Source organism: Pseudoxanthomonas beigongshangi (assembly GCF_016820515.1).
Taxonomy (GTDB): domain Bacteria; phylum Pseudomonadota; class Gammaproteobacteria; order Xanthomonadales; family Xanthomonadaceae; genus Pseudoxanthomonas_A; species Pseudoxanthomonas_A beigongshangi.
The window spans coordinates 48151-66915 of record NZ_JADHDV010000013.1; the positions used below are offsets into that span (position 1 = coordinate 48151).

Here is an 18765-nt window from a genome sequence, read left to right on the forward strand (position 1 = left end):
GGGGAGGGGAGCCGTCATGCCGCAGGGGTTGCCGCGAAAGCTACGCATTGCCTTCATCCTGCAGGCGGTGATGGTGAGCCTGGCGATCGTGCTGGGCGTCTACCTGATCTCGGCGGTCATCAAGCACAGCCTGATGAACACCGCCTTGCAGGAGGAGGCGACCCATTTCTGGGAGCTGTACGACGCCTCCACCGCGCAGCCGCCGCCGAACACCCACAACCTGCGTGGCTACCTGGTGGTCAAGGGCCACTCCAACCTGGTGTTGCCGGACAACCTGCGCGGCCTCAAGCCCGGTTTCCACGAGCTCAAGGACGACGACATGCTGGTGCTGGTGGACGAGCAGCACGCCGGTCGGCTGTACCTGGTGTTCCTGCGTTCGCAGGCCGAACGGCTGGCGTTCTACTTCGGCACCCTGCCGATCATCCTGACCCTGATCGCCATCTACGTGGTGTCGTGGCTGACCTACCGGGCGTCCAAGCGGCTGGTGTCGCCGGTCAGCTGGCTGGCGCGGCAGGTGGCCGAATGGGATCCGCGCCGGCCCGACGTCAGCGGGCTGGCGCCGGATCGCCTGCCGGCCGAGGTGCAGGGCGAGGCCCGACAACTCGCGTCGGCGCTGCACGGCCTGGCCCAGCGCGTGGCCTCGCACGTGGCGCGCGAGCGCGACTTCACCCGCGACGCCAGCCATGAGCTGCGCACCCCGCTGACCGTGATCCGGGTCGCCAGCGATATGGCCATGGCCGAGGAGGCCTCGCCGCGGGTGGTGCGTTCACTGCAACGCATCCAGCGCGCCGGCCGCGACATGGAAGCGGTGATCGATGCCTTCCTGATCCTCGCCCGCGAGGCCGAGGTCGAGCCGCAACGCGAGGATTTCGATGTCGCCGACATCGTGCTGGACGAAGCCGAGAATGCGCGCGCGCTGTTGATCGGCAAGCCGGTCGACCTGGAGGTCACCTGCGTGGCCAAGCCCCGCCTGCACGCACCGCCGCGGGTGTTCCAGGTGGTGGTCAGCAACCTGCTGCGCAACGCGTGCAGCTACACGGACACCGGCCGTATCGACGTGCTGGTCGAGGCCGACCGGGTGATCGTCAAGGACACCGGCATCGGCATGTCCGCCGAATCGATGGAGCGGGTGTTCGAGCCGTTCTATCGCGCCGATCCATCCCGTCCGCGCGGGAGCGGGCTGGGCCTGTCGATTGTCAGCCGGCTGTGCGACCGGTTTGGCTGGAAGATCGAGTTCGAGAGTGAACTGGGCAAGGGCACGGCCGCGACCATCCGCTTCACCTGAGCATCTCTACCTGAGCATCCACGGGAAGGGAAAAATGAGCGGCAGCCCAACGGGCGCGGCCGCCGTCCATGCGCTGTCAACCGCCGTGCCCGGCGTGCGTTAATGGGCCCATACCTCTCCACCGACATTGCCGACTTGCCCGCATGAGCCAGCCGTCCCGCCGTCGTTCCACGCTGATTTCCCGCATCGTCCTCGGCATCGCCGTCCTCGCCATCCTTGGCGCGGGCGCCTGGTACTGGAAGGGACGCCAGGCCAAGGCCGAAGAGGGCACCTACCGCACCGCCCAGGTCGAGCGGGGCAACATCCGGGTGGCGATCTCGGCCACCGGTACCCTGAGCGCCATCTCCACCGTCACCGTCGGCAGCCAGATTTCGGGCCAGGTGACCGACGTGCTGGTGGACTACAACAGCCCGGTGAAGAAGGGTGACGTGCTCGCCCGCATCGACCCCAAGACCTACGAGGCCCAGATCGAACAGGGCACCGCGCAGATCGCCGCCGCGCGCGCTTCGCTGGCGCAGGCCCAGGCGACCCTGCGCAACGCCGAGCTGGACTACCGCCGCAAGGCCGATCTCGGCCAGCAGAAGCTGGTGGCGCAGAGCGACGTGGATCTGGCGCGCGCCGCGCTCGACCAGGCCCGCGCGCAACTCAACTCCGCCCAGGCGCAGATCCGCCAGCAGACCGCCTCCACCCAGACCACCCGGGTCAACCTGGAACGCACGGTAATCCGCTCGCCCGTCGATGGCGTCGTGCTGACCCGCAGCATCGAGCCGGGCCAGACCGTGGCCGCCAGCCTGCAGGCGCCGGAGCTGTTCACCATCGCCGAGGATCTGCGCAAGATGAAGATCGAACTGGCGGTGGACGAGGCCGACATCGGCCAGGTCAAGGTCGGGCAGACCGTGTCCTTCAGCGTCGACGCCTTTCCGGATCGCCAGTTCAAGGGCCTGGTCGAACAGGTGCGCCTGGCCGCCACCACCACCAACAACGTGGTGACCTATCCGGTGGTCGTGACCGTGGACAACGCCGACGAGATCCTGCTGCCGGGCCTGACCGTCAACGCCGAGATCGAGGTCAGCAAGCGCGACAACGTGCTCAAGGTGTCCAACGCGGCGCTGCGCTACAAGCCCACCACCGAGGATGAGCAGGCGCAGGGTGCCCCGCAGATGGCGCAGGTTCGTGGCGGCGGCGTCACCGAGGACATGGAGCGTATCGCCGGCAGCCTGCAACTGAAGCCCGAACAGCGCGCCGCGTTCGACGCGGCGGTGAAGGCGGTACGCGATCGGCAGGCCGCGCGGATGGCCCAGGCCCAGCAGGATGGCGGCAACCGCCTGTTCGCCGGCGGGCCCGGTGGGGGCCCGCGCATGGTGACCAGCGGCGGCAACGGCGGCGCGATGCAGGCGCAACAGCGCCAGCGCATGGCCGAACGCTTCCAGCAGGACTTCGCCGCGTTCCGCGCCAGCCTGGAGCCCGCGCAGCAGCAGCGCTGGGACAACGAACTCAAGGCGCTGCTGTCGGCCAAGCGCGCGCCGCTGTACAAGCTGGTGGCCGGCAAGCCGGAACGGATCATGGTGCGGCTGGGCGCCAGCGACGGCAGCGCGACCGAGGTCGCGGGCAACCTGAAGGCCGGTGATCAGGTCATCGTCGGCGAGCGCGCCAAGGAATGAGTGCCATGAATACGTCCGCCGGCGAGGTGCCGGTGATCCAGACGCGGGCGTTGAGCAAGGTCTACTCGCCCGGCACCGAAGCCGAGGTGGTCGCGCTCAAGGGCGTGGACGTGCGCATCGGCCGGGGCGATTTCGTCGCCATCATGGGACCGTCTGGCTCCGGCAAGTCGACCCTGATGAACCTGATCGGTTGCCTGGACACGCCTTCTTCCGGCACCTACCACTGCGACGGCGTCGATGTGGCGACGCTGGACGCGGAGGAACTGGCGGTGCTGCGCCGGGACAAGATCGGTTTCGTGTTCCAGGGCTTCAACCTGCTGCCGCGGATGAACGCGCTGGAGAACGTCGCGATGCCGCTGGGTTATGCGCAGGTGCCTCCGCACGAGCGCACCGAACGCGCGCGCAAGGCGCTGGCGGCCGTGGGCTTGGCCGAGCGCGGCGGCCATCGGCCCAGCGAACTGTCGGGCGGCCAGCAGCAGCGCGTGGCGATCGCCCGCGCGCTGATCAACGAACCACCGATCATCCTGGCCGACGAACCCACCGGCGCACTCGACAGCCGCACCGGCGAGGAAATCCTGGCGCTGTTCAAGCGCCTGCGCGACGAAGGCCACACGGTCATCCTGATCACCCACGACGCCGATGTGGCCGCCCACGCCGATCGCATCCTGGTCATGCGCGACGGCGAGTTGCATGAGGAGCCGGGATTCGGGAAACGGGATTCGGGATTGGGGGAAAGCAGCCCATGAACTTCACCGACATTCTGCGCACCGCGATCTTCGCCTTGCGTGGCAACTGGATGCGCAGCGCGCTGACCTCGCTGGGCGTGATCATCGGCATCGCCGCGGTCATCGTGATGGTTTCGGTCGGCCAGGGCACCCAGGCGGAAATCGACAAGCTGGTGTCCGGCCTGGGCTCGCAGCGACTGGACATCAACCCCGGTGCCGGCCGCAGTGGTGGCGGCGTGCGCATGAGCGGGAGCAGCTTCTTCACCCTGCGCGAGGGAGACGTCGACGCCATCCGCAACGAAATCCCGGAGGTGCAGTACGTCGCCGGCGCGCTGCGCGGCAGCAGCCAGGTCGTGTATGCCGAGAACAACTGGTCGAGCAGTTGGCAGGGTGTGCAGCCGGACTACTTCGACATCAACAGTTGGACAATCGCTAACGGCGACGGTTTCGATGCGCAGGACTACAGCGGCGCCGGCAAGGTGGTGATCCTGGGCGAGACCGTGCGTCGCGAACTGTTCGGCGAGGAAACCGGCATCGGCCAGACCGTGCGCATCGGCCGGGTGCCATTCACCGTGGTCGGCACGCTGGCGCCGAAGGGGCAGGGTGGTTTCGGCCAGGACCAGGACGACGTAATGATGGTGCCGCTGGAAACCGCGCGCCGCCGGCTGATGGGTTCGATGGGCCTGCCGCCCAGCGCGGTGATGCAGATTGCGCTCACCGTGGCCGACGCCAAGGATCTTGGCTACGTGCAGGGCGAAGTCGAGGCATTGTTGCGCCAGCGGCACAAGATCGCGCCGGGCGAGGATGACGACTTCAACGTCCGCAACATTTCCGAAATCGTCGCCACGCGCACCGCCACCACCCGCCTGATGTCGCTGCTGCTGGGTGCGGTCGCGACCATCTCGCTGATCGTCGGCGGCATCGGCATCATGAACATCATGCTGGTGTCGGTGACCGAGCGCATCCGCGAGATCGGCCTGCGCATGGCGGTCGGTGCCGGACCGAGCGATGTGCGCAGGCAGTTCCTGGCCGAGGCCATGCTGATCTCGCTGATCGGTGGCGTGCTCGGCATCGCCATCGGCATCGTCGGCGCGCTGCTGGTGGGCAAGTTCAGCGAGCTGCCGGTGGCGTTGAACGGGCAGGTCATCGGCCTGGCCGCGGGCTTCTCGGTGGCCACCGGCCTGTTCTTCGGCTACTACCCGGCACGCAAGGCGTCCCAGCTGGATCCGATCGAGGCGCTGCGCTCGCAGTAGGCCGGCTCCGCCGGCCACGCTTCTGCGGCATCATCGGCGGATGGATCTGGAGACCTATCGCGAATTGCGTTCGCAGGCGCGCCGGCTGGCGCGCTCCGCCGCCGACGCCGAGGATCTGGTGCAGGACACCCTGGCCGCGGCCCTGGCCGCCGGCCGCGCCGATGCACCCTGGCTGGCCGGGACGATGCGCAACCTGGCCGCGATGCAGGCGCGCACGGCGGTGCGCCGCCGTCGCCGCGAGGCGCTGGTCGCGGACGACGACCCGTCCGGGGAAGCGACGGCCGGGATGGAATCCCCGGCGGTTCCCGGATGGCTGCACGCCTGGCCCGCCAGCCTGCGGCGGGTGGCCGTGCTGGCGTTGCATGGCCTGTCGGCCGATGAAATCCGCTGGATCCTGGCGCTGTCGCCCGAGGCGTTCCGCCAGCGGCTCAGCCGCATCCGCAAGGCGCTCGGCGAACTGCCGCCCGCCGCGCGCGCGGAGAGCCTGGCCATGGCCTACGTGCGCGATCCGGCGCGCAGCGTGGATCTCCAGTTCGGCCTGATCCGCCGCGGGCTCCGGGCCGCGCTCGGCGCCGGCGCCGGACTGGCCACCCATGATGTCGACGGCCACCTGCTGGTGATCCGCCGTCCCGGTCACACCTGGCGTCCCGGCGGCAACGGATAGACGGGACCACAAACAACCACAAGGAGGACTCCCATGCTTTCCCAATGCAAGGTCGGCGCCATCGTCTTTTTCGTCAGTGATCTGGCCCGCTCGGTCGCTTTCTACCGCGACACCCTCGGCCTGCCGGTCAACGCGATCGACGGCCATGACGGCCCGTTCGCGCTGGCCGAGGTCGGCGAGCTGACCCTGGTGTTCATCGTCCAGGCGGTCCGCCCCGGCGAATCGCCGGTGGTGGTGTTCAGCCTGGACGGCGGCATCGACGACTACGCCGAGGCGCTGGCCGGGCGCGGCGTGGAGATCGTCGTGCCGGTCAGCGAATCGCCGGACGGCGGGCTGTCGCTGGACTTCGTCGATCCGGATCGCAATGTGCTGAGCCTGCACCAGGATGCAGGCCTGGCGCGCCGGAAATAATCCGGGGCACGAGCCTGTCGATGCGACGCCGCCCGCGGATCCTGCATCCGCGGGCGCGTCGTGCATGCATCAGGTGGATGCCTGCTGTTGCGACCAGGCTTCCATCCGCCGCTGCATTTCTTCCGGCGCGACGTCCTCGACATGGGTCGACAGCGACCACTTGTGTCCGAACGGGTCCACGACCGAACCGATGCGGTCGCCCCAGAATTCCTGCTTGACCGGACGGTCGGCGCGGGCGCCGGCCTTGACCGCGCGCGCATAGGCGGCGTCGGCGTCCTCGACGTAGATCATGAAACTCGAGGTCGCGCCGCCGCGGGTGTTCGGCGACAAGGCGTTCATGTCCGGCCATTCGTCGGACAGCATCAGCACGGTGTCGCCGATGCGGGTTTCGGCATGGCCGATGCGGTCGCCCATCGGCAGCCGGTACATTTCCTCGGCGCCGAAGGCGTCGCGGTAGAAATCCAGCGCCTTGGCGGCGTCGTCGACGATCAGGTAGGAAGTGACGCTGTGGTAGCCCTGCGGCCGGTACGTGGTGGTAGCCATGGAGGGGTCTCCTCTGCGGGAGGCCGACGCTACGCCTGCGGGAGTTATGTCCCCGTCTAGAAAGCCGCTGTCCGGAAAAACGGAAAGGGCCCGTGCGCCCGAGGCTCAGTTCACGTAGGGAGCCAGCAACCCGCGCCAGATCGCGTAACCGGCTGGATTCATGTGCAGCCGGTCGGCCAGGAACAGGTCCTCGCGCGGCTTGCCGTCCGCGTCCAGCATCGGCGTGAACACGTCGATGTAAACGAAGTCGTGACGCGCGGATTCGGCCTTGATCAGCGCGTTGGCCTCGCGTTGCGCGTCGAGCAGGTGCGCGCGGGACGGGCTCGGCTTGGTGGAGATGTAGACCAGGCGCGTCTTCGGCAGCTTGCGATGGATGAGTTCGGCGAAAGCGACGAAGTCGTCGTGCAATTGCCGTGGCGTGCGCCCGCTGGCGAGGTCGTTGTCGCCCGCGTACAGCACCACCGTTCCCGGCTTGTAGGGCAGCACGATGCGCGGTGCGTACCAGGTGCTATCGCGGATTTCCGAGCCGCCAAAACCGCGATTGATGACCGTGGCGTCGGGGAAATCCCGGGCCAGCGATTCCCACATCCGGATCGAGGAACTGCCGACGAACAGCACCGCGTTCTGCGGCGGGGGATGGCTGGCGTCCTCGGCGGCGAACCTCTGCATGTCCTTCTCCCACTCCGCGTTGGAGACCTCGGCAGGGATGGCCGGCGCCCGCTTCGGGCCGGAACCGTCGGACCAGGTGGCGCAAGCGGAGAGCGCCAGCAGGGCCGGCAACAGCAGGCAGGCCAGGCGGTGCGCGGGCAGCGGGAAACGGGACATCGGCGCGGGTCTCCGGGACGGGAAGAGGGGCCAGTGAACCAGCCGGGACCGCCAAAGGCAAACCGATACGCGCCGGGAAGGTCTCCCGATATGGCAAGATCGGGGTTCTCACGGACCCTCCGCACTCCATGCCCGCTGCCGCGACGCCCCGCCTTCCGCATTGCCCGCCCGCCCGTATCGCGGGCTGACCGGAGATCCAGGAATGGCGGACGAAATCGGACACATGCCCCGGGGTCCCGGGCGCATCCTCAAGGCGGCGATCTGGTCGATGCAGGGATTGCGCGCGGCCTGGCTGCACGAATCCTCGTTCCGGCTGGAGGTCTACCTGCTGATCGTGCTGGCGCCGCTGGCCTTGTGGCTGGGCGACACCGCGGTGGAGCGGGTGCTGTTGATCGGCAGTTGCCTGCTGGTGCTGGCGGCCGAACTGCTGAACTCGGCGATCGAGGCGGTAATCGAGCGCTACGGGCCCGAGCACCACGAATTGGCCGGACGCGCCAAGGACATGGGTTCGGCGGCGGTGTTCGTGCTGATGATGAACGTATTGCTGTGCTGGGGCCTGATTCTCTGGCCCCGCCTGTCCGAACTTTTCTCCTGATATAGCAAGGTTGCAAATCGAATGAGTCTCGAGTTCCTGGCCGACCCCAATGTCTGGCTGACCCTGGTGACGCTGAGCGCGCTGGAAATCGTGCTGGGCATCGACAATCTGGTGTTCATCTCGATCGCGGTGAGCAAGCTTCCGGCCCACCAGCGCCCGACCGCCCGCCGCTTCGGCATCGCGGTGGCCTGCATCACCCGGATCGCGCTGCTGGTGTCGCTGGCGTTCCTGGCGCGCATGCAGAACGACCTGTTCACCGTCGCCGGCATGGGCATCTCCATCCGCGATCTGGTGCTGATCCTGGGCGGCATCTTCCTGCTGGTGAAGGGCGGCATGGAGATCAAGGAACTGATCACCGGCGGCGAGGACGAGGACCCGTCCACCACCAAGGCTTCGGCGGTGTTTGGCCTGGTCATCGCCCAGATCGCGATCATCGACATCGTGTTCTCGCTGGACTCGGTCATCACCGCGGTCGGCATGGCCCAGCACATTCCGATCATGGTCGCGGCGATCCTGCTGGCGGTGGCGGTGATGCTGCTGGCGGCCAATCCGCTGGGCCGCTTCATCGACGCCAACCCGACCATCAAGATGCTGGCGCTGGCGTTCATCGTGCTGATCGGCGTGGTGCTGATCCTGGATGGCCTGGAAATCCACGTGCCCAAGCCGTACGTGTACTTCGCGATGGGCTTCTCGGTGATGGTCGAGTGGCTGAACCTGATGATGCGCCGCCGCGCCGCGCAGAAGCACATCCCGGGCGCCGGCAACTGGTAAGCCGCCGCTGGCGTTTCCGTCTCCCCGACGCCCGGCTTCCGCCGGGCGTCGGCGTTTGGGGGTAGCTGACGGGGCGGCAACGGTGGTGCCGCCGCCGCGCCGGCGCGGTTGCATCCTTCACCGGCGGATGCTGCAATGCCGCCGTCCCTGCCGAAGGAGTGGTGTCATGCGCCTGTTCGTCCGTTCGCTCGCACTGGTCGCCCTGGCGGCCCTGCTGTCCGGTTGTGGCTACAACTCGATCCAGCAGAAGGATGAAGCGGTCAAGGCCGGCTGGTCGGAAGTGCTCAACCAGTACAAGCGCCGCGCCGATCTGATTCCCAACCTGGTCAAGACCGTGCAGGGCTACGCCCAGCAGGAACGGCAGGTGCTGACCGACGTCACCAACGCGCGCGCGCGGGTCGGCCAGATCCAGGTCAACGCCGACGATGCCGCCTCGCTGCAGCAGTTCCAGCAGGCGCAGGGCGAACTGTCCAGCGCGCTGTCGCGCCTGCTGGTGGTCACCGAGAACTACCCGAACCTGAAGTCGGATCAGTCCTTCCGCGATCTGCAGGCGCAACTGGAAGGCACCGAGAACCGCATCACCGTCGCGCGCGGCCGGTACATCCAGACCGTGCAGGACTACAACACCTTCATCCGCTCGTTCCCGCAGGTGATCACCGCCAAGATCTTCGGCTACAAGGAAAAGCCGAACTTCACGGTGGAGAACGAGGCGCAGATCCAGCAGGCGCCGCAGGTCGACTTCGGCACGCCGGCGCCGGCTCCGCAGGCGCCGCAGCCGGCCCAGCCGCCGGGTCCGGAGCCCGCGCCCGCGCCGGCCAACTGACCGACCGCGAACGCGCCGATGCTGCGCCGCGCGCTGTCCGGGCTGCTGTTGTGGTGCTGCCTGCTGCTGCCGGCGGCGGCCCAGCAGCTGGCGGCCATTCCCGCCCTGGACTCGCCGGTGGTGGATACCACCGGCACCCTGGATGCCGCGCAGAAGCAGCAGCTGGAGCAGCAGGCACTGGCCCTGCAGCAGCGCAAGGGCAGCCAGCTGCAGGTACTGATCGTGCCGAGCACCGAGCCGGAGAGCATCGAGCAGTACACCCTGCGCGTGTTCGAGCAATGGAAGCTGGGACGAAAGGGCGTGGACGACGGCGTGCTGCTGCTGGTCGCCAAGAACGACCGGCGCGTGCGCATCGAACCCGGCTATGGCCTGGAAGGCGCGATTCCCGACGCCATCGCCAACCGGGTCATCCAGGAATACCTGGTGCCGAAATTCCGTGGCGGCGACTACGGCGGCGGCATCACCGACGCGACCGCGGTGCTGGTCAAGCTCATCGACGGCGAGGCACTGCCGGCGCCAGTCAGCGACCACCGGCCGGAGCGTTCGCGTGGCGGCGACTGGCTGTTCGCGCTCTTCGCCGCCTTCATCATCGCCAGCATCGTGCGTGGCGTGTTCGGGCGTGCACCCGCCGGCATCCGCGGGTTGTTCACCGCCGGTGCCGCCGGCGGCACCGCATTCCTGCTGTCCTCGCTGATTCCCGTGGCCGGCATCGCCGGCGTGTTCGGCCTGATCTACGGCCTGCTGTCGGTTTCCACCGGTGGCCGTTATGCCCGCCATCGCGATTGGGGTGGGTGGGGCGGTGGCGGCGGCTGGGGGGGCGGAGGAGGTTTCGGCGGCGGCGGTGGCTTCGGAGGAGGCGGCTGGGGCGGTGGCGGCGGCATGTCCGGAGGCGGTGGCGCCTCGGGGAGCTGGTGATGCGACTGCTGCGGCATCTATTCCCGCCTTCCGCGCGCCGCTTGTTCCCGGCCGACAGCCTGCAGCGCATCGCCGACGCCATCCACCAGGGCGAACAGCGCCATCGCGGCGAAGTGATGTTCGCGGTGGAGGCGGATCTGCCCCTGCTTGCGGTGGTGCGTGGCATGCAGGCCCGCGCGCGCGCGCTGGAAGCGTTCGCGCGACTGCGCACCTGGGACACGGAAGCCAACAACGGCGTGCTGATCTACCTGCTGCTGGCCGATCACCGCATCGAGATCGTCGCCGACCGCGGCCTGCGCGGCCGGGTCAGCGACGAGCAATGGCGCGGCGTCTGCCAGCTGATGGAAGAGCGTCTGCGCGCCGGTGAAGCCGAAGCCGCGGTGATCCGCGGCATCACCGCGGTGTCGGACCTGCTGGCGGCGTTCTTTCCGCAGGATGGCAGCCAGCGGGATGAGGACGAACTGCCCAACCAGCCGCACGTCTTCTGAGCCGGCACCGGAACGCGAGTCCGGCCGCAAGCCTTGCCGCCGGCTGTCCCCGGGGCGGGACGGACGGCGCAAGCCAACCCGGCTGGGGCAAAATAGGGCATTCCCTGCCGGTCCCCGAGGCGCATGATCTACCTTCACCAGATTGACCCGATTGCCCTGTCGCTGGGGCCGCTGAAGCTGCATTGGTACGGCCTGATGTACCTGCTGGGTTTCATCGCGGCGTGGTGGCTGGGCCAGCGGCGGGTGCGGGCAGGCCGGTTGCCGGGCGTGGACACCAACGGATTCTCGGATCTGCTGTTCTACGCGATGATCGGCGTGGTGCTGGGCGGGCGCCTGGGTTACATCCTGTTCTATGGCCTGGAAGGGTTTCTCGCCAATCCGCTGTCCATCTTCAAGGTCTGGGAAGGCGGCATGAGTTTCCACGGTGGCCTGCTCGGCGTGATGACCGCCGCGCTGTGGTGGTCGCGCCGCCAGCGCATGCACTTCTTCGACACCATGGATTTCGTTGCTCCGCTGGTGCCGCTGGGGCTGGGTTTCGGCCGGATCGGCAACTTCATCGGCGCCGAGTTGTGGGGCAAGTACACGAAGGCGGATTGGGGCGTGATCTTCCCGACCGATCCGGCATTGAAGGACTTCAGCGCCGCGCAGTTGCAAGCGCAGTACGCGGCCGGCGCGCTGGATCAGTTCGCGCGCCACCCTTCGCAGCTGTACCAGGCGTTCCTCGAAGGACTGGTGATGTTCGCCGCGCTGTGGTGGTTCTCCCGCCAGCCGCGGCCGCGCTACGCGGTCTCCGGCCTGTTCGCGCTGCTGTATGGCGTGTTCCGCTTCCTGGTCGAATTCGTGCGGGTGCCGGACGAGCAGCTCCAGTACCTGGCCTTCGGCTGGCTGACCATGGGCCAGCTGCTGAGCGTGCCGCTGATCCTGCTGGGTTTGTACCTGCTGTGGCTGTCGCGCCGCTCGCCCGTCCTGCAACCCGTCGTTCCGGCCAAGGAATCCGCATGAAGCCCTATCTCGATCTGCTGCGCCACGTGCTGGAGCAGGGCGCCGAGAAATCCGATCGCACCGGCACCGGCACGCGCAGCGTGTTCGGCTGGCAGATGCGCTTCGATCTCGCCGAGGGCTTCCCGCTGGTCACCACCAAGAAGCTGCACCTGCGTTCGATCATCCATGAGCTGCTGTGGTTCCTGAAAGGCGAGACCAACATCGCCTACCTGAAGGACAACAAGGTCAGCATCTGGGACGAATGGGCCAACGCCGACGGTGAGCTCGGCCCGGTTTACGGCAAGCAATGGCGCCGCTGGGCGACCGCCGATGGCGGCGAGATCGACCAGATCAAATGGGTGGTCGAGGAGATCAAGCGCAACCCGGATTCGCGCCGGCTGATCGTCAGCGCCTGGAACGTCGCCGATCTGCCGAAGATGGCGCTGATGCCGTGCCACACGATGTTCCAGTTCTACGTGGTCGACGGCAAGCTGAGCTGCCAGCTGTACCAGCGCAGCGGCGACATCTTCCTGGGCGTGCCCTTCAACATCGCCAGCTACGCGCTGCTGACCCACATGGTCGCGCAAGCCACCGGGCTGGGCGTGGGCGACTTCGTGCACACGCTGGGCGACGCGCACCTGTATTCCAATCACTACGAGCAGGCGCGCGAACAGCTGGCACGCGAGCCGCGCAAGTTGCCGACGCTGCGGCTGAATCCGGACGTGACCGATCTGTTTGCCTTCAGCTACGAGGACATCGAAATCCTCGGCTACGACCCGCATCCGGCCATCAAGGCGCCGGTCGCGGTATGAGCGGTGTTGACGAGGCGGCGGAGATCGGTTTCCGCCGCGACGATGCCTACCTGCGCGAGCAGTACCTCAAGTGGTGGTGGTTCCGCAGTGGCTGGCGCCGCTGGATCTGGGGGGCGTCGCTGCTGCTGGGACTCATCGCGCTGGCGATCATTTTATTCGCGGATTCTCCCGGCCTGCGCTTGCCCGCCGTGGTGATCGCCGCCGCCGGCCTGGCCCAGGGCGTGATGCCGTGGCTGGAATTCCGCCGCTGGAAGCGGACCGCGCTCGGCGGCCTGGACACCATGCCGGACCTGCGCCTGTCGGTGGAGGCGGGCGTGCTGCGGTTCGGTGCCGGACCGAACGTGCGCTACGAGGCTCGCGGTGACGTGGTGCGCGTGGCGGGCGGGCGCTTCATCTACGAGCAAGGGCAATCCGGCCGGCACGCTTACGTGCCGGACCGCTGCTGGAACGAGCCGCGCACGCAGGCGCTGCTGGCGACCTGGCAAGCCGACGCCGCGCCGCGCTAACGAGGCGTGGTGTCGCGGCAACCGGCAATGCAGCGGAAGTACGCGGCGGCGCCGGGATAATCCACGGTCATGATGAAGTGGCGGAACGCATTGCCGCCCAGCGCACCGTCCACCCGCGCGTCCATGAAGCTGGACATGAAGTCGTGGAAGTTGCGGTTCTCGCGGTGGGTGAACCACACCGGCCCCACCTTGTAACCGGCGATGATCACTTCCGGCACCTCGATCATCGCCGAGCCCATGCCGGCCTGCGCGTTATTGATCACCCGCCAGTCCGGATGCGCCTTGCGCCAGGCCTGGAACACGCTGTCGGCGATCATGCTGGTGGCGCGCTCGGAGGGACCGCCGTCGGCGAGTTCGGCCTGCGCGTTCGGCGTCAGCACCGTCATCGCGCCGGTATCCAGCAGCAGAGAATGCGTCTTTCCGTCGATGACGACCTGCAGGCGCGGGAAGTCGGTTACCCGGTTGCCGTGACCGTCGGTCTTGAAGCCCAGCGCCAGCCGGCGCAGTTCCGGCGAAGGCTTCCAGTCGCCGGCTTCGCGGCGGAAGCGGCGCGCGGGATAGTCCCAGGTCCAGATGCGGCCGGAGAACCACGCCTGTCCCAGGATGCCATCGTCCTGGCTGGCGCCCGGCAACTGCGGGCCGGCGAGCGCGCTCGGCAACACCATCATGCGGCCATCGTCGGCCAGCGGCGGCGGGATGCCGGCCTCCACCGCGAAGGCGGGCAGGCGGGTGACCTTGGCGCGATCGCCGAGTTCGCGGCGCGCTTCCGGATCCTCCAGTGGCGACAGCGGCAGCTTCAACCGCTCGACCGCTTCCTGCTTGAGGAAGAGGCCGCCGCCGGTGTCGGTGTACAGGCGCAGGCGTTCACCGGTGGCTCCCTGCGCTTCCAGGTAGACGCGGTCGGATTCGAAGCGCGCCGGCAGGGACTGGCCGGCGTCGGCGGCCGCGGCCAGCAGCAATCCGCCGGCCAACAGCATCGTTCTGGCTTGCGAGGGCATCCGGCCTTCCCCGAAGATGGTGTGTGGCGAAAGTACGCCGCGTTCCCCCCGCCTGCAATACGCCGGAAGTCAGCCCGCATGAATCCATCCGTTTCCCTGTCGCTGATCGCCGCGCTCGATCGCCGGCACGCCATCGGCCGCGACAATGATCTGCCCTGGCGGTTGCCCGACGACCTCAAGCGCTTCAAGGCGCTGACCCTGGGCAAGCCGGTGCTCATGGGCAGGCGCACCGCCGAGTCGCTCGGTCGCGCGCTGCCGGGCCGGCGCAACCTGGTGCTGACCCGCCGTGGACAGGTGCCGTTCGCCGGCATGGAGGCGGTGGCGTCGCTCGAGCAGGCGCTGGCCTGGGCGGCCAGCGAGGACAATCCGGAAATCTGCGTGATCGGTGGCGGCGAGATCTACGCGCAGACCCTTTCGCTTGCCGACGCGCTGTACCTGACCCATGTCGATACGTTGGTCGAGGACGCGCACGCGCACTTTCCCCGCTTCGACCCCACCGAGTGGGACGTGGTGCGGCGCGAACCGCATCCGGCCGACGCGCGCCATGCGCATGCGTTCGAATTCATCGATTACCTGCGGGTGCGGACGGCCTGAGCCGGAGTCGCCGCGCGCTTACGGAAGCAGCGGCCGGTAGTGGCCGATGATGGGGTGCCGGAACAGCAGATCCTCTTCGCGGGTTCCCGCGCCGATGTTGTGCAGGATCAGCGGTACGCCGTCGGCACCCCGGCGGTCGGAGACGATGCCGATGTGCAGCAGGCCGCTGCCTTGCAGCTTCCAGGCGACGATGTCGCCCGGCGCGTAGTCCGTCGCCCGTGCGCCGATGGCGCGTTGCCAGCCCTGTTGCTTGAACCAGTGCATCTGGTTGGGCACACGGCGGTGGTCGATGTTCCGATCCGGGCCGGACATGCCCCAGTCCTGCGGATAGGCGTGGAAGCGGGCCCGCATGTCCTCGTGGATGGCCTGCTGGAGATCCAGTCCCTGCGTGCGCAGGGCGCGGATCACCACATCCGTGCAGACACCACGATCCTGCGGGACATCGCCGCCTGGATAAGCCAGCCGGACATACGCGGGATCGTAATTGCGGGTGACGCCGACCTGCGACCGGGCGGCCGCGACCAGGGGAGGGGAGGCGGCGGAAACAGCGCTTGCGGGCGCGCCCATCGCGGCGGAGACCGCGGTGGGCGCGGGAACTCGCGGGGACGTTGCGGTGGCCGGAGCACGTCCACATGCCGCCAGCAGCTGGGCGGACAGCAGGGCCATGGCCAAGGTGCGCGGAGGGACCGTCGGAATACGCATGGCCCGATTGTAGAGGAGCAACCTCCCACCGGTACGCCGAGATCGGTGAACTGAAAACAGCCGCAAGCCCGATGTTCGGGAGGCGTCAGTCCCGGCCCGCGAAGGAAGCGGGATCCACGTCGCGTCCGGGTACCTGCACGATCCGCAGTTCGTCGGTATCCAACTGCAGCGCGGTGAGCTTGCCGCCCCACACCGCGCCGGTATCGATCGCGTGCACGCCGTGGCCGATCATCAGGCCCAGGGTCGACCAATGGCCACAGACGATCTTCAGATCGCGCGGGGCGCGGCCGGGCACCTCGTACCAGGGATACAGGCCCTGCGCCTGGGTGCCGGGTGCGCCTTTCTCCTCGATCGCCATGCGCCCGCGCGGCGTGCAATAGCGCATGCGGGTGAGCACGTTGATGATGGCGCGCGCGCGGTCGTAGCCGGACAGGCCGGAGGACCAGTTGGGCTTGTCGCCGTACATGTTGCGGAACAGCTTGCGATAGCCGTTGCCGTGCAACTGCTGCTCGACCTCGCGCGCATAGCGCTCGGCGAGGCTGGTGGTCCATTTGGGCGCGAGCCCCGCGTGAATCATCATCCAGCCCAGTTCGCGGTCGGCGTGGACCAGTTTCTGTCCGCGCAGCCAGTCCAGCAGCACGCGTGCATCGTCGGCCAGCACCACCCGCTGCAGGTCCGGATTGACCTTGCGCTGCTCGTCCGGCGAACGTTCGCCGATCGCCAGCAGGGACAGGTCGTGATTGCCCAGCACCACCACGCTCTGCTCGCGCAGCGAATGCACCAGCCGCAGGGTTTCCAGTGATTGCCCGCCACGGTTGACCAGATCGCCGCAGAACCAGAGCCGATCCCGTGCGGGATCGAAACGCAGCCGCTCCAGCAACCGCTGGGTCGCGTCGTAGCATCCCTGCAGATCGCCTATCGCCCAGACCGCCATCAGTGCAGCGTCCGCGGAACCGAGAGGGTGAACTGGGGAATGGGGGCGTCGAAGCGGGTGCCGTCGTCGGCAATCATGTCGTAGCTTCCTTTCATGGTCCCGATGTCGGTTTCCAGCACCGCCCCGGAGGTGTATTCGAAGTCCTCGCCCGGCTGCAGCCATGGCTGCTCGCCGACCACGCCGGCACCTTCCACTTCCCGGACCTTGCCGTTGGCGTCGGTGATGACCCAGTGACGGCCCAGCAGGCGCGCGGGCACGTCGCTCCGGTTGCGGATGCGGATGGTGTAGGCGAACACATAGCGCCCGTCCTCGGGCGCGGATTGATCGTCGAGGAAGCGGGTGGCTACGTCGATGTCGATGGCGTAGTCGTGTTTCATGCCGGACAGTGTATGCATTGCGGCGTGAAACGGGAAACGCCGCGCGGGCGCCGGAACGGTCAGGCCGTCGGCGCCACCGGTGCCTGGTTGGCCAGGCGGATGAAGGCGGCCACTTCCACCTGTTCGGCGCGCGCGTCGGGACTGATTCCTGCGGCTTCGATCGCGGCCCCGTCGCAGACCCCGCCCAGGGCGTTGCGCAGGGTCTTGCGGCGCTGGCCGAATGCGGCGCGCACGATTTCGGTGAAGCGCTGCGGATCCGCGACGCCAATCTCGGCGGGCGGGCGGGGCACCATCCGCACGACCGCCGAATCCACCTTCGGCGGCGGCCGGAATGCCCCGGGGGGAACCACGAACAACGGCGTCACCGTGCAGTACGCCTGCAGCATCACGCTCAGGCGGCCATAGACCTTGCTGCCGGGACCGGCGGCCATGCGATCCACCACTTCCTTCTGCAGCATGAAGACCATGTCGCGGATCGACGCGGCGTGTTCGAGCGCATGGAACAGGATCGGCGAGGACAGGTTGTAGGGCAGGTTGCCGACCAGGCGCAGGCGATCGTCACCGGCCAACTTGCCGAAGTCCACCGCCAGCACGTCCTTGTGGATGATGGTGAGGCGGCCGACGCCTTCGGATGCTTCCATCAGCGGGGTGATCAGATCGCGATCGAACTCGATCGCGGTCAGTTCGCCGTGCCGGCGCAGCAGCGGCAGGGTGATGGCGCCCTGGCCGGGGCCGATTTCGACCAGCCTGTCGCCCGGCTTGGGATCGACAGCCAGCACGATCCGCTCGATGTAGCTGCGGTCGGTGAGGAAGTGCTGGCCCAGCGATTTCTTGGGTGGCGCCTTGAAGGGGGGCATGGCGAGGTAGGGATTCGGGATTGGGGATTGGGGATTCGAGCGGGCAGGAAGCAGGGTATGCGTTTGCTAGCTTGCGGATTTCAGGGTGGCGATGCGGGCGCAGGTCTGTACCGCGGCGAACAGGCTGGACGGATCGGCAATGCCCTTGCCGGCCAGGTCCAGCGCGGTGCCGTGATCGACCGCGACGCGCGGATACGGCAGGCCCAGGGTGAGGTTCACCGCCTGCTCGAAGCCGCTGTATTTGAGCACCGGCAGGCCCTGGTCGTGGTACATCGCCAGTACCGCATCGAAGCCGGCGAGCTTCTGCGGCAGGAACGCGGTATCCGCCGGCAACGGGCCGATCAGGCGCATGCCTTCCCCGCGCAGCGCGGCCATCACCGGCTCGATGACTTCGATTTCCTCGTGGCCGAGATGGCCGGCTTCGCCCGCATGCGGATTGAGGCCAAGCACCGCGATCACCGGATCGCCGATGCCGAAATCGTCGCGCATCGCGGCGTGGGTGATACGCAGCACGGAGGTCAGCGCGTCGGTGGTGATGGCGTCGGGAACCCGCCGCAGGGGCAGGTGGGTGGTCGCCAGGGCGACCCGGACGATGTCGTTGGCCAGCATCATCACCACCTCGCGGCCAGCGCGCGCGGCCAGCAGTTCGGTAGTACCGGTGTAGGCGATGCCGCCGGCGTTGATCGCGGCCTTGTGTACCGGGCCGGTGACCACTCCATCGAATTCACCGCTCAGGCAGGCGTCGGAAGCCTGGGCCAGGGCGGCGATGACGGTGGCGGCGTTGCGGGGATCGGGTTGGCCGAACCGGGTCGGGGCGGGATTGGCCAGCGGCCGCAGGCACAGCTCACCCGATGCGCGGGCTTCCTGCTGTTCGTCGAGCAGCCGCAGTGGCAGATCCAGCGCGGCCGCGGCCGCCTGCATCACGCCCGGGTCGGCGAACGCCACCAGCCGGCAATCCCGGCGTGGCTGCTGGGCAAGCCTGACGCAGAGTTCGGGCCCGATGCCGGCCGGCTCACCCGGGACCAGCGCCAGGCGGGGCAGCATG

The 18765-nt window shown here is 68.2% G+C and carries 23 protein-coding genes; 15 read left to right on the forward strand and 8 right to left on the reverse strand.

Annotated elements, in window-relative coordinates:
- Positions 1-16: 16 nt before the first annotated feature.
- The 6 genes from IQ458_RS11215 (at position 17) to IQ458_RS11240 (ending at position 5999) form a co-directional block, all read left to right on the forward strand.
- The gene (locus IQ458_RS11215) at positions 17-1285 is read left to right on the forward strand and encodes a sensor histidine kinase (RefSeq protein ID WP_203322862.1); all 1269 of its coding nucleotides are present in this window, start codon (positions 17-19) and stop codon (positions 1283-1285) included.
- A 143-nt stretch (positions 1286-1428) separates the two neighbouring features.
- Positions 1429-2946: an efflux RND transporter periplasmic adaptor subunit gene (locus tag IQ458_RS11220; protein ID WP_203322863.1), complete on the forward strand. Its 1518-nt coding sequence runs from the start codon at positions 1429-1431 to the stop codon at positions 2944-2946.
- A 5-nt stretch (positions 2947-2951) separates the two neighbouring features.
- A complete protein-coding gene (locus tag IQ458_RS11225) occupies positions 2952-3692 on the forward strand; it encodes an ABC transporter ATP-binding protein (protein WP_318287662.1) in 741 nt (246 codons plus the stop codon).
- Positions 3689-4924, forward strand: coding sequence for an ABC transporter permease (locus IQ458_RS11230; RefSeq protein WP_203322865.1), 1236 nt, complete (start codon positions 3689-3691; stop codon positions 4922-4924). The genes IQ458_RS11225 and IQ458_RS11230 overlap by 4 nt, the downstream gene beginning before the upstream one ends.
- A 40-nt stretch (positions 4925-4964) precedes the next feature.
- A complete protein-coding gene (locus tag IQ458_RS11235) occupies positions 4965-5588 on the forward strand; it encodes an RNA polymerase sigma factor (RefSeq protein WP_203322866.1) in 624 nt (207 codons plus the stop codon).
- A gap of 33 nt (positions 5589-5621) precedes the next feature.
- Positions 5622-5999 carry a VOC family protein gene (locus tag IQ458_RS11240; RefSeq protein ID WP_183638846.1) on the forward strand — a complete coding sequence of 126 codons (378 nt, stop codon included), beginning with the start codon at positions 5622-5624 and terminating at the stop codon, positions 5997-5999.
- A gap of 69 nt (positions 6000-6068) precedes the next feature.
- Here the strand turns inward: IQ458_RS11240 and IQ458_RS11245 are convergent, their stop codons facing one another.
- Together IQ458_RS11245 and IQ458_RS11250 are read right to left on the reverse strand one after the other, a co-directional pair.
- Positions 6069-6542: a VOC family protein gene (locus tag IQ458_RS11245; protein WP_203322867.1), complete on the reverse strand. Its 474-nt coding sequence runs from the start codon at positions 6540-6542 to the stop codon at positions 6069-6071.
- 105 nt (positions 6543-6647) lie between these two features.
- The gene (locus tag IQ458_RS11250; protein WP_235996791.1) at positions 6648-7352 is read right to left on the reverse strand and encodes an SGNH/GDSL hydrolase family protein; all 705 of its coding nucleotides are present in this window, start codon (positions 7350-7352) and stop codon (positions 6648-6650) included.
- Positions 7353-7569: 217 nt separating this feature from the next.
- Between IQ458_RS11250 and IQ458_RS11255 the strand changes: the two genes are divergently transcribed.
- From IQ458_RS11255 to IQ458_RS11290, 8 genes are all read left to right on the forward strand, one after another.
- Entirely contained in the window at positions 7570-7962 is a 393-nt protein-coding gene (locus tag IQ458_RS11255; RefSeq protein ID WP_183638840.1) for a diacylglycerol kinase, read from the forward strand.
- 21 nt (positions 7963-7983) lie between these two features.
- On the forward strand, positions 7984-8733 hold the full coding sequence (locus tag IQ458_RS11260) for a TerC family protein (protein WP_192197913.1): 750 nt from the start codon (positions 7984-7986) through the stop codon (positions 8731-8733).
- Between the two features lie 166 nt (positions 8734-8899).
- Positions 8900-9556 (forward strand): LemA family protein, encoded by a 657-nt coding sequence (locus IQ458_RS11265; RefSeq protein WP_183638837.1) that lies wholly within the window; start codon positions 8900-8902, stop codon positions 9554-9556.
- Positions 9557-9574: 18 nt separating this feature from the next.
- Positions 9575-10471: a TPM domain-containing protein gene (locus tag IQ458_RS11270; RefSeq protein WP_183638835.1), complete on the forward strand. Its 897-nt coding sequence runs from the start codon at positions 9575-9577 to the stop codon at positions 10469-10471.
- A complete protein-coding gene (locus IQ458_RS11275; protein WP_183638833.1) occupies positions 10471-10959 on the forward strand; it encodes a TPM domain-containing protein in 489 nt (162 codons plus the stop codon). The genes IQ458_RS11270 and IQ458_RS11275 overlap by 1 nt, the downstream gene beginning before the upstream one ends.
- Positions 10960-11082: 123 nt before the next feature.
- Entirely contained in the window at positions 11083-11961 is an 879-nt protein-coding gene (gene lgt / locus IQ458_RS11280; protein WP_203322869.1) for a prolipoprotein diacylglyceryl transferase, read from the forward strand.
- Positions 11958-12752 (forward strand): thymidylate synthase, encoded by a 795-nt coding sequence (locus tag IQ458_RS11285; protein WP_183638829.1) that lies wholly within the window; start codon positions 11958-11960, stop codon positions 12750-12752. The genes lgt and IQ458_RS11285 overlap by 4 nt, the downstream gene beginning before the upstream one ends.
- Positions 12749-13258: a hypothetical protein gene (locus IQ458_RS11290; RefSeq protein WP_203322870.1), complete on the forward strand. Its 510-nt coding sequence runs from the start codon at positions 12749-12751 to the stop codon at positions 13256-13258. Before IQ458_RS11285 ends, IQ458_RS11290 begins: the two co-directional genes overlap by 4 nt.
- Here IQ458_RS11290 and IQ458_RS11295 read toward each other — a convergent pair.
- Positions 13255-14256, reverse strand: a complete 1002-nt coding sequence (locus IQ458_RS11295) for a hypothetical protein (protein ID WP_203322871.1) — start codon at positions 14254-14256, stop codon at positions 13255-13257. The two genes, IQ458_RS11290 and IQ458_RS11295, sit on opposite strands and share 4 nt — an antisense overlap.
- A 78-nt stretch (positions 14257-14334) precedes the next feature.
- On the opposite strand from IQ458_RS11295, the gene IQ458_RS11300 reads away from it, so the two are divergent.
- Positions 14335-14850, forward strand: coding sequence for a dihydrofolate reductase (locus IQ458_RS11300; protein ID WP_203322872.1), 516 nt, complete (start codon positions 14335-14337; stop codon positions 14848-14850).
- A gap of 18 nt (positions 14851-14868) precedes the next feature.
- Here IQ458_RS11300 and IQ458_RS11305 read toward each other — a convergent pair whose 3' ends face one another.
- The 5 genes from IQ458_RS11305 to pdxA form a co-directional block, all read right to left on the reverse strand.
- On the reverse strand, positions 14869-15516 hold the full coding sequence (locus tag IQ458_RS11305) for a DUF1287 domain-containing protein (RefSeq protein ID WP_203322873.1): 648 nt from the start codon (positions 15514-15516) through the stop codon (positions 14869-14871).
- A gap of 121 nt (positions 15517-15637) precedes the next feature.
- Positions 15638-16486: a symmetrical bis(5'-nucleosyl)-tetraphosphatase gene (locus tag IQ458_RS11310; protein WP_203322874.1), complete on the reverse strand. Its 849-nt coding sequence runs from the start codon at positions 16484-16486 to the stop codon at positions 15638-15640.
- Positions 16486-16881: a Co2+/Mg2+ efflux protein ApaG gene (gene apaG / locus IQ458_RS11315; protein ID WP_425504678.1), complete on the reverse strand. Its 396-nt coding sequence runs from the start codon at positions 16879-16881 to the stop codon at positions 16486-16488. Before apaG ends, IQ458_RS11310 begins: the two co-directional genes overlap by 1 nt.
- A 41-nt stretch (positions 16882-16922) precedes the next feature.
- The gene (rsmA, locus tag IQ458_RS11320; protein ID WP_203322875.1) at positions 16923-17720 is read right to left on the reverse strand and encodes a 16S rRNA (adenine(1518)-N(6)/adenine(1519)-N(6))-dimethyltransferase RsmA; all 798 of its coding nucleotides are present in this window, start codon (positions 17718-17720) and stop codon (positions 16923-16925) included.
- 66 nt (positions 17721-17786) lie between these two features.
- Entirely contained in the window at positions 17787-18764 is a 978-nt protein-coding gene (gene pdxA, locus IQ458_RS11325; RefSeq protein WP_203322876.1) for a 4-hydroxythreonine-4-phosphate dehydrogenase PdxA, read from the reverse strand.
- Position 18765: the final 1 nt, after the last annotated feature.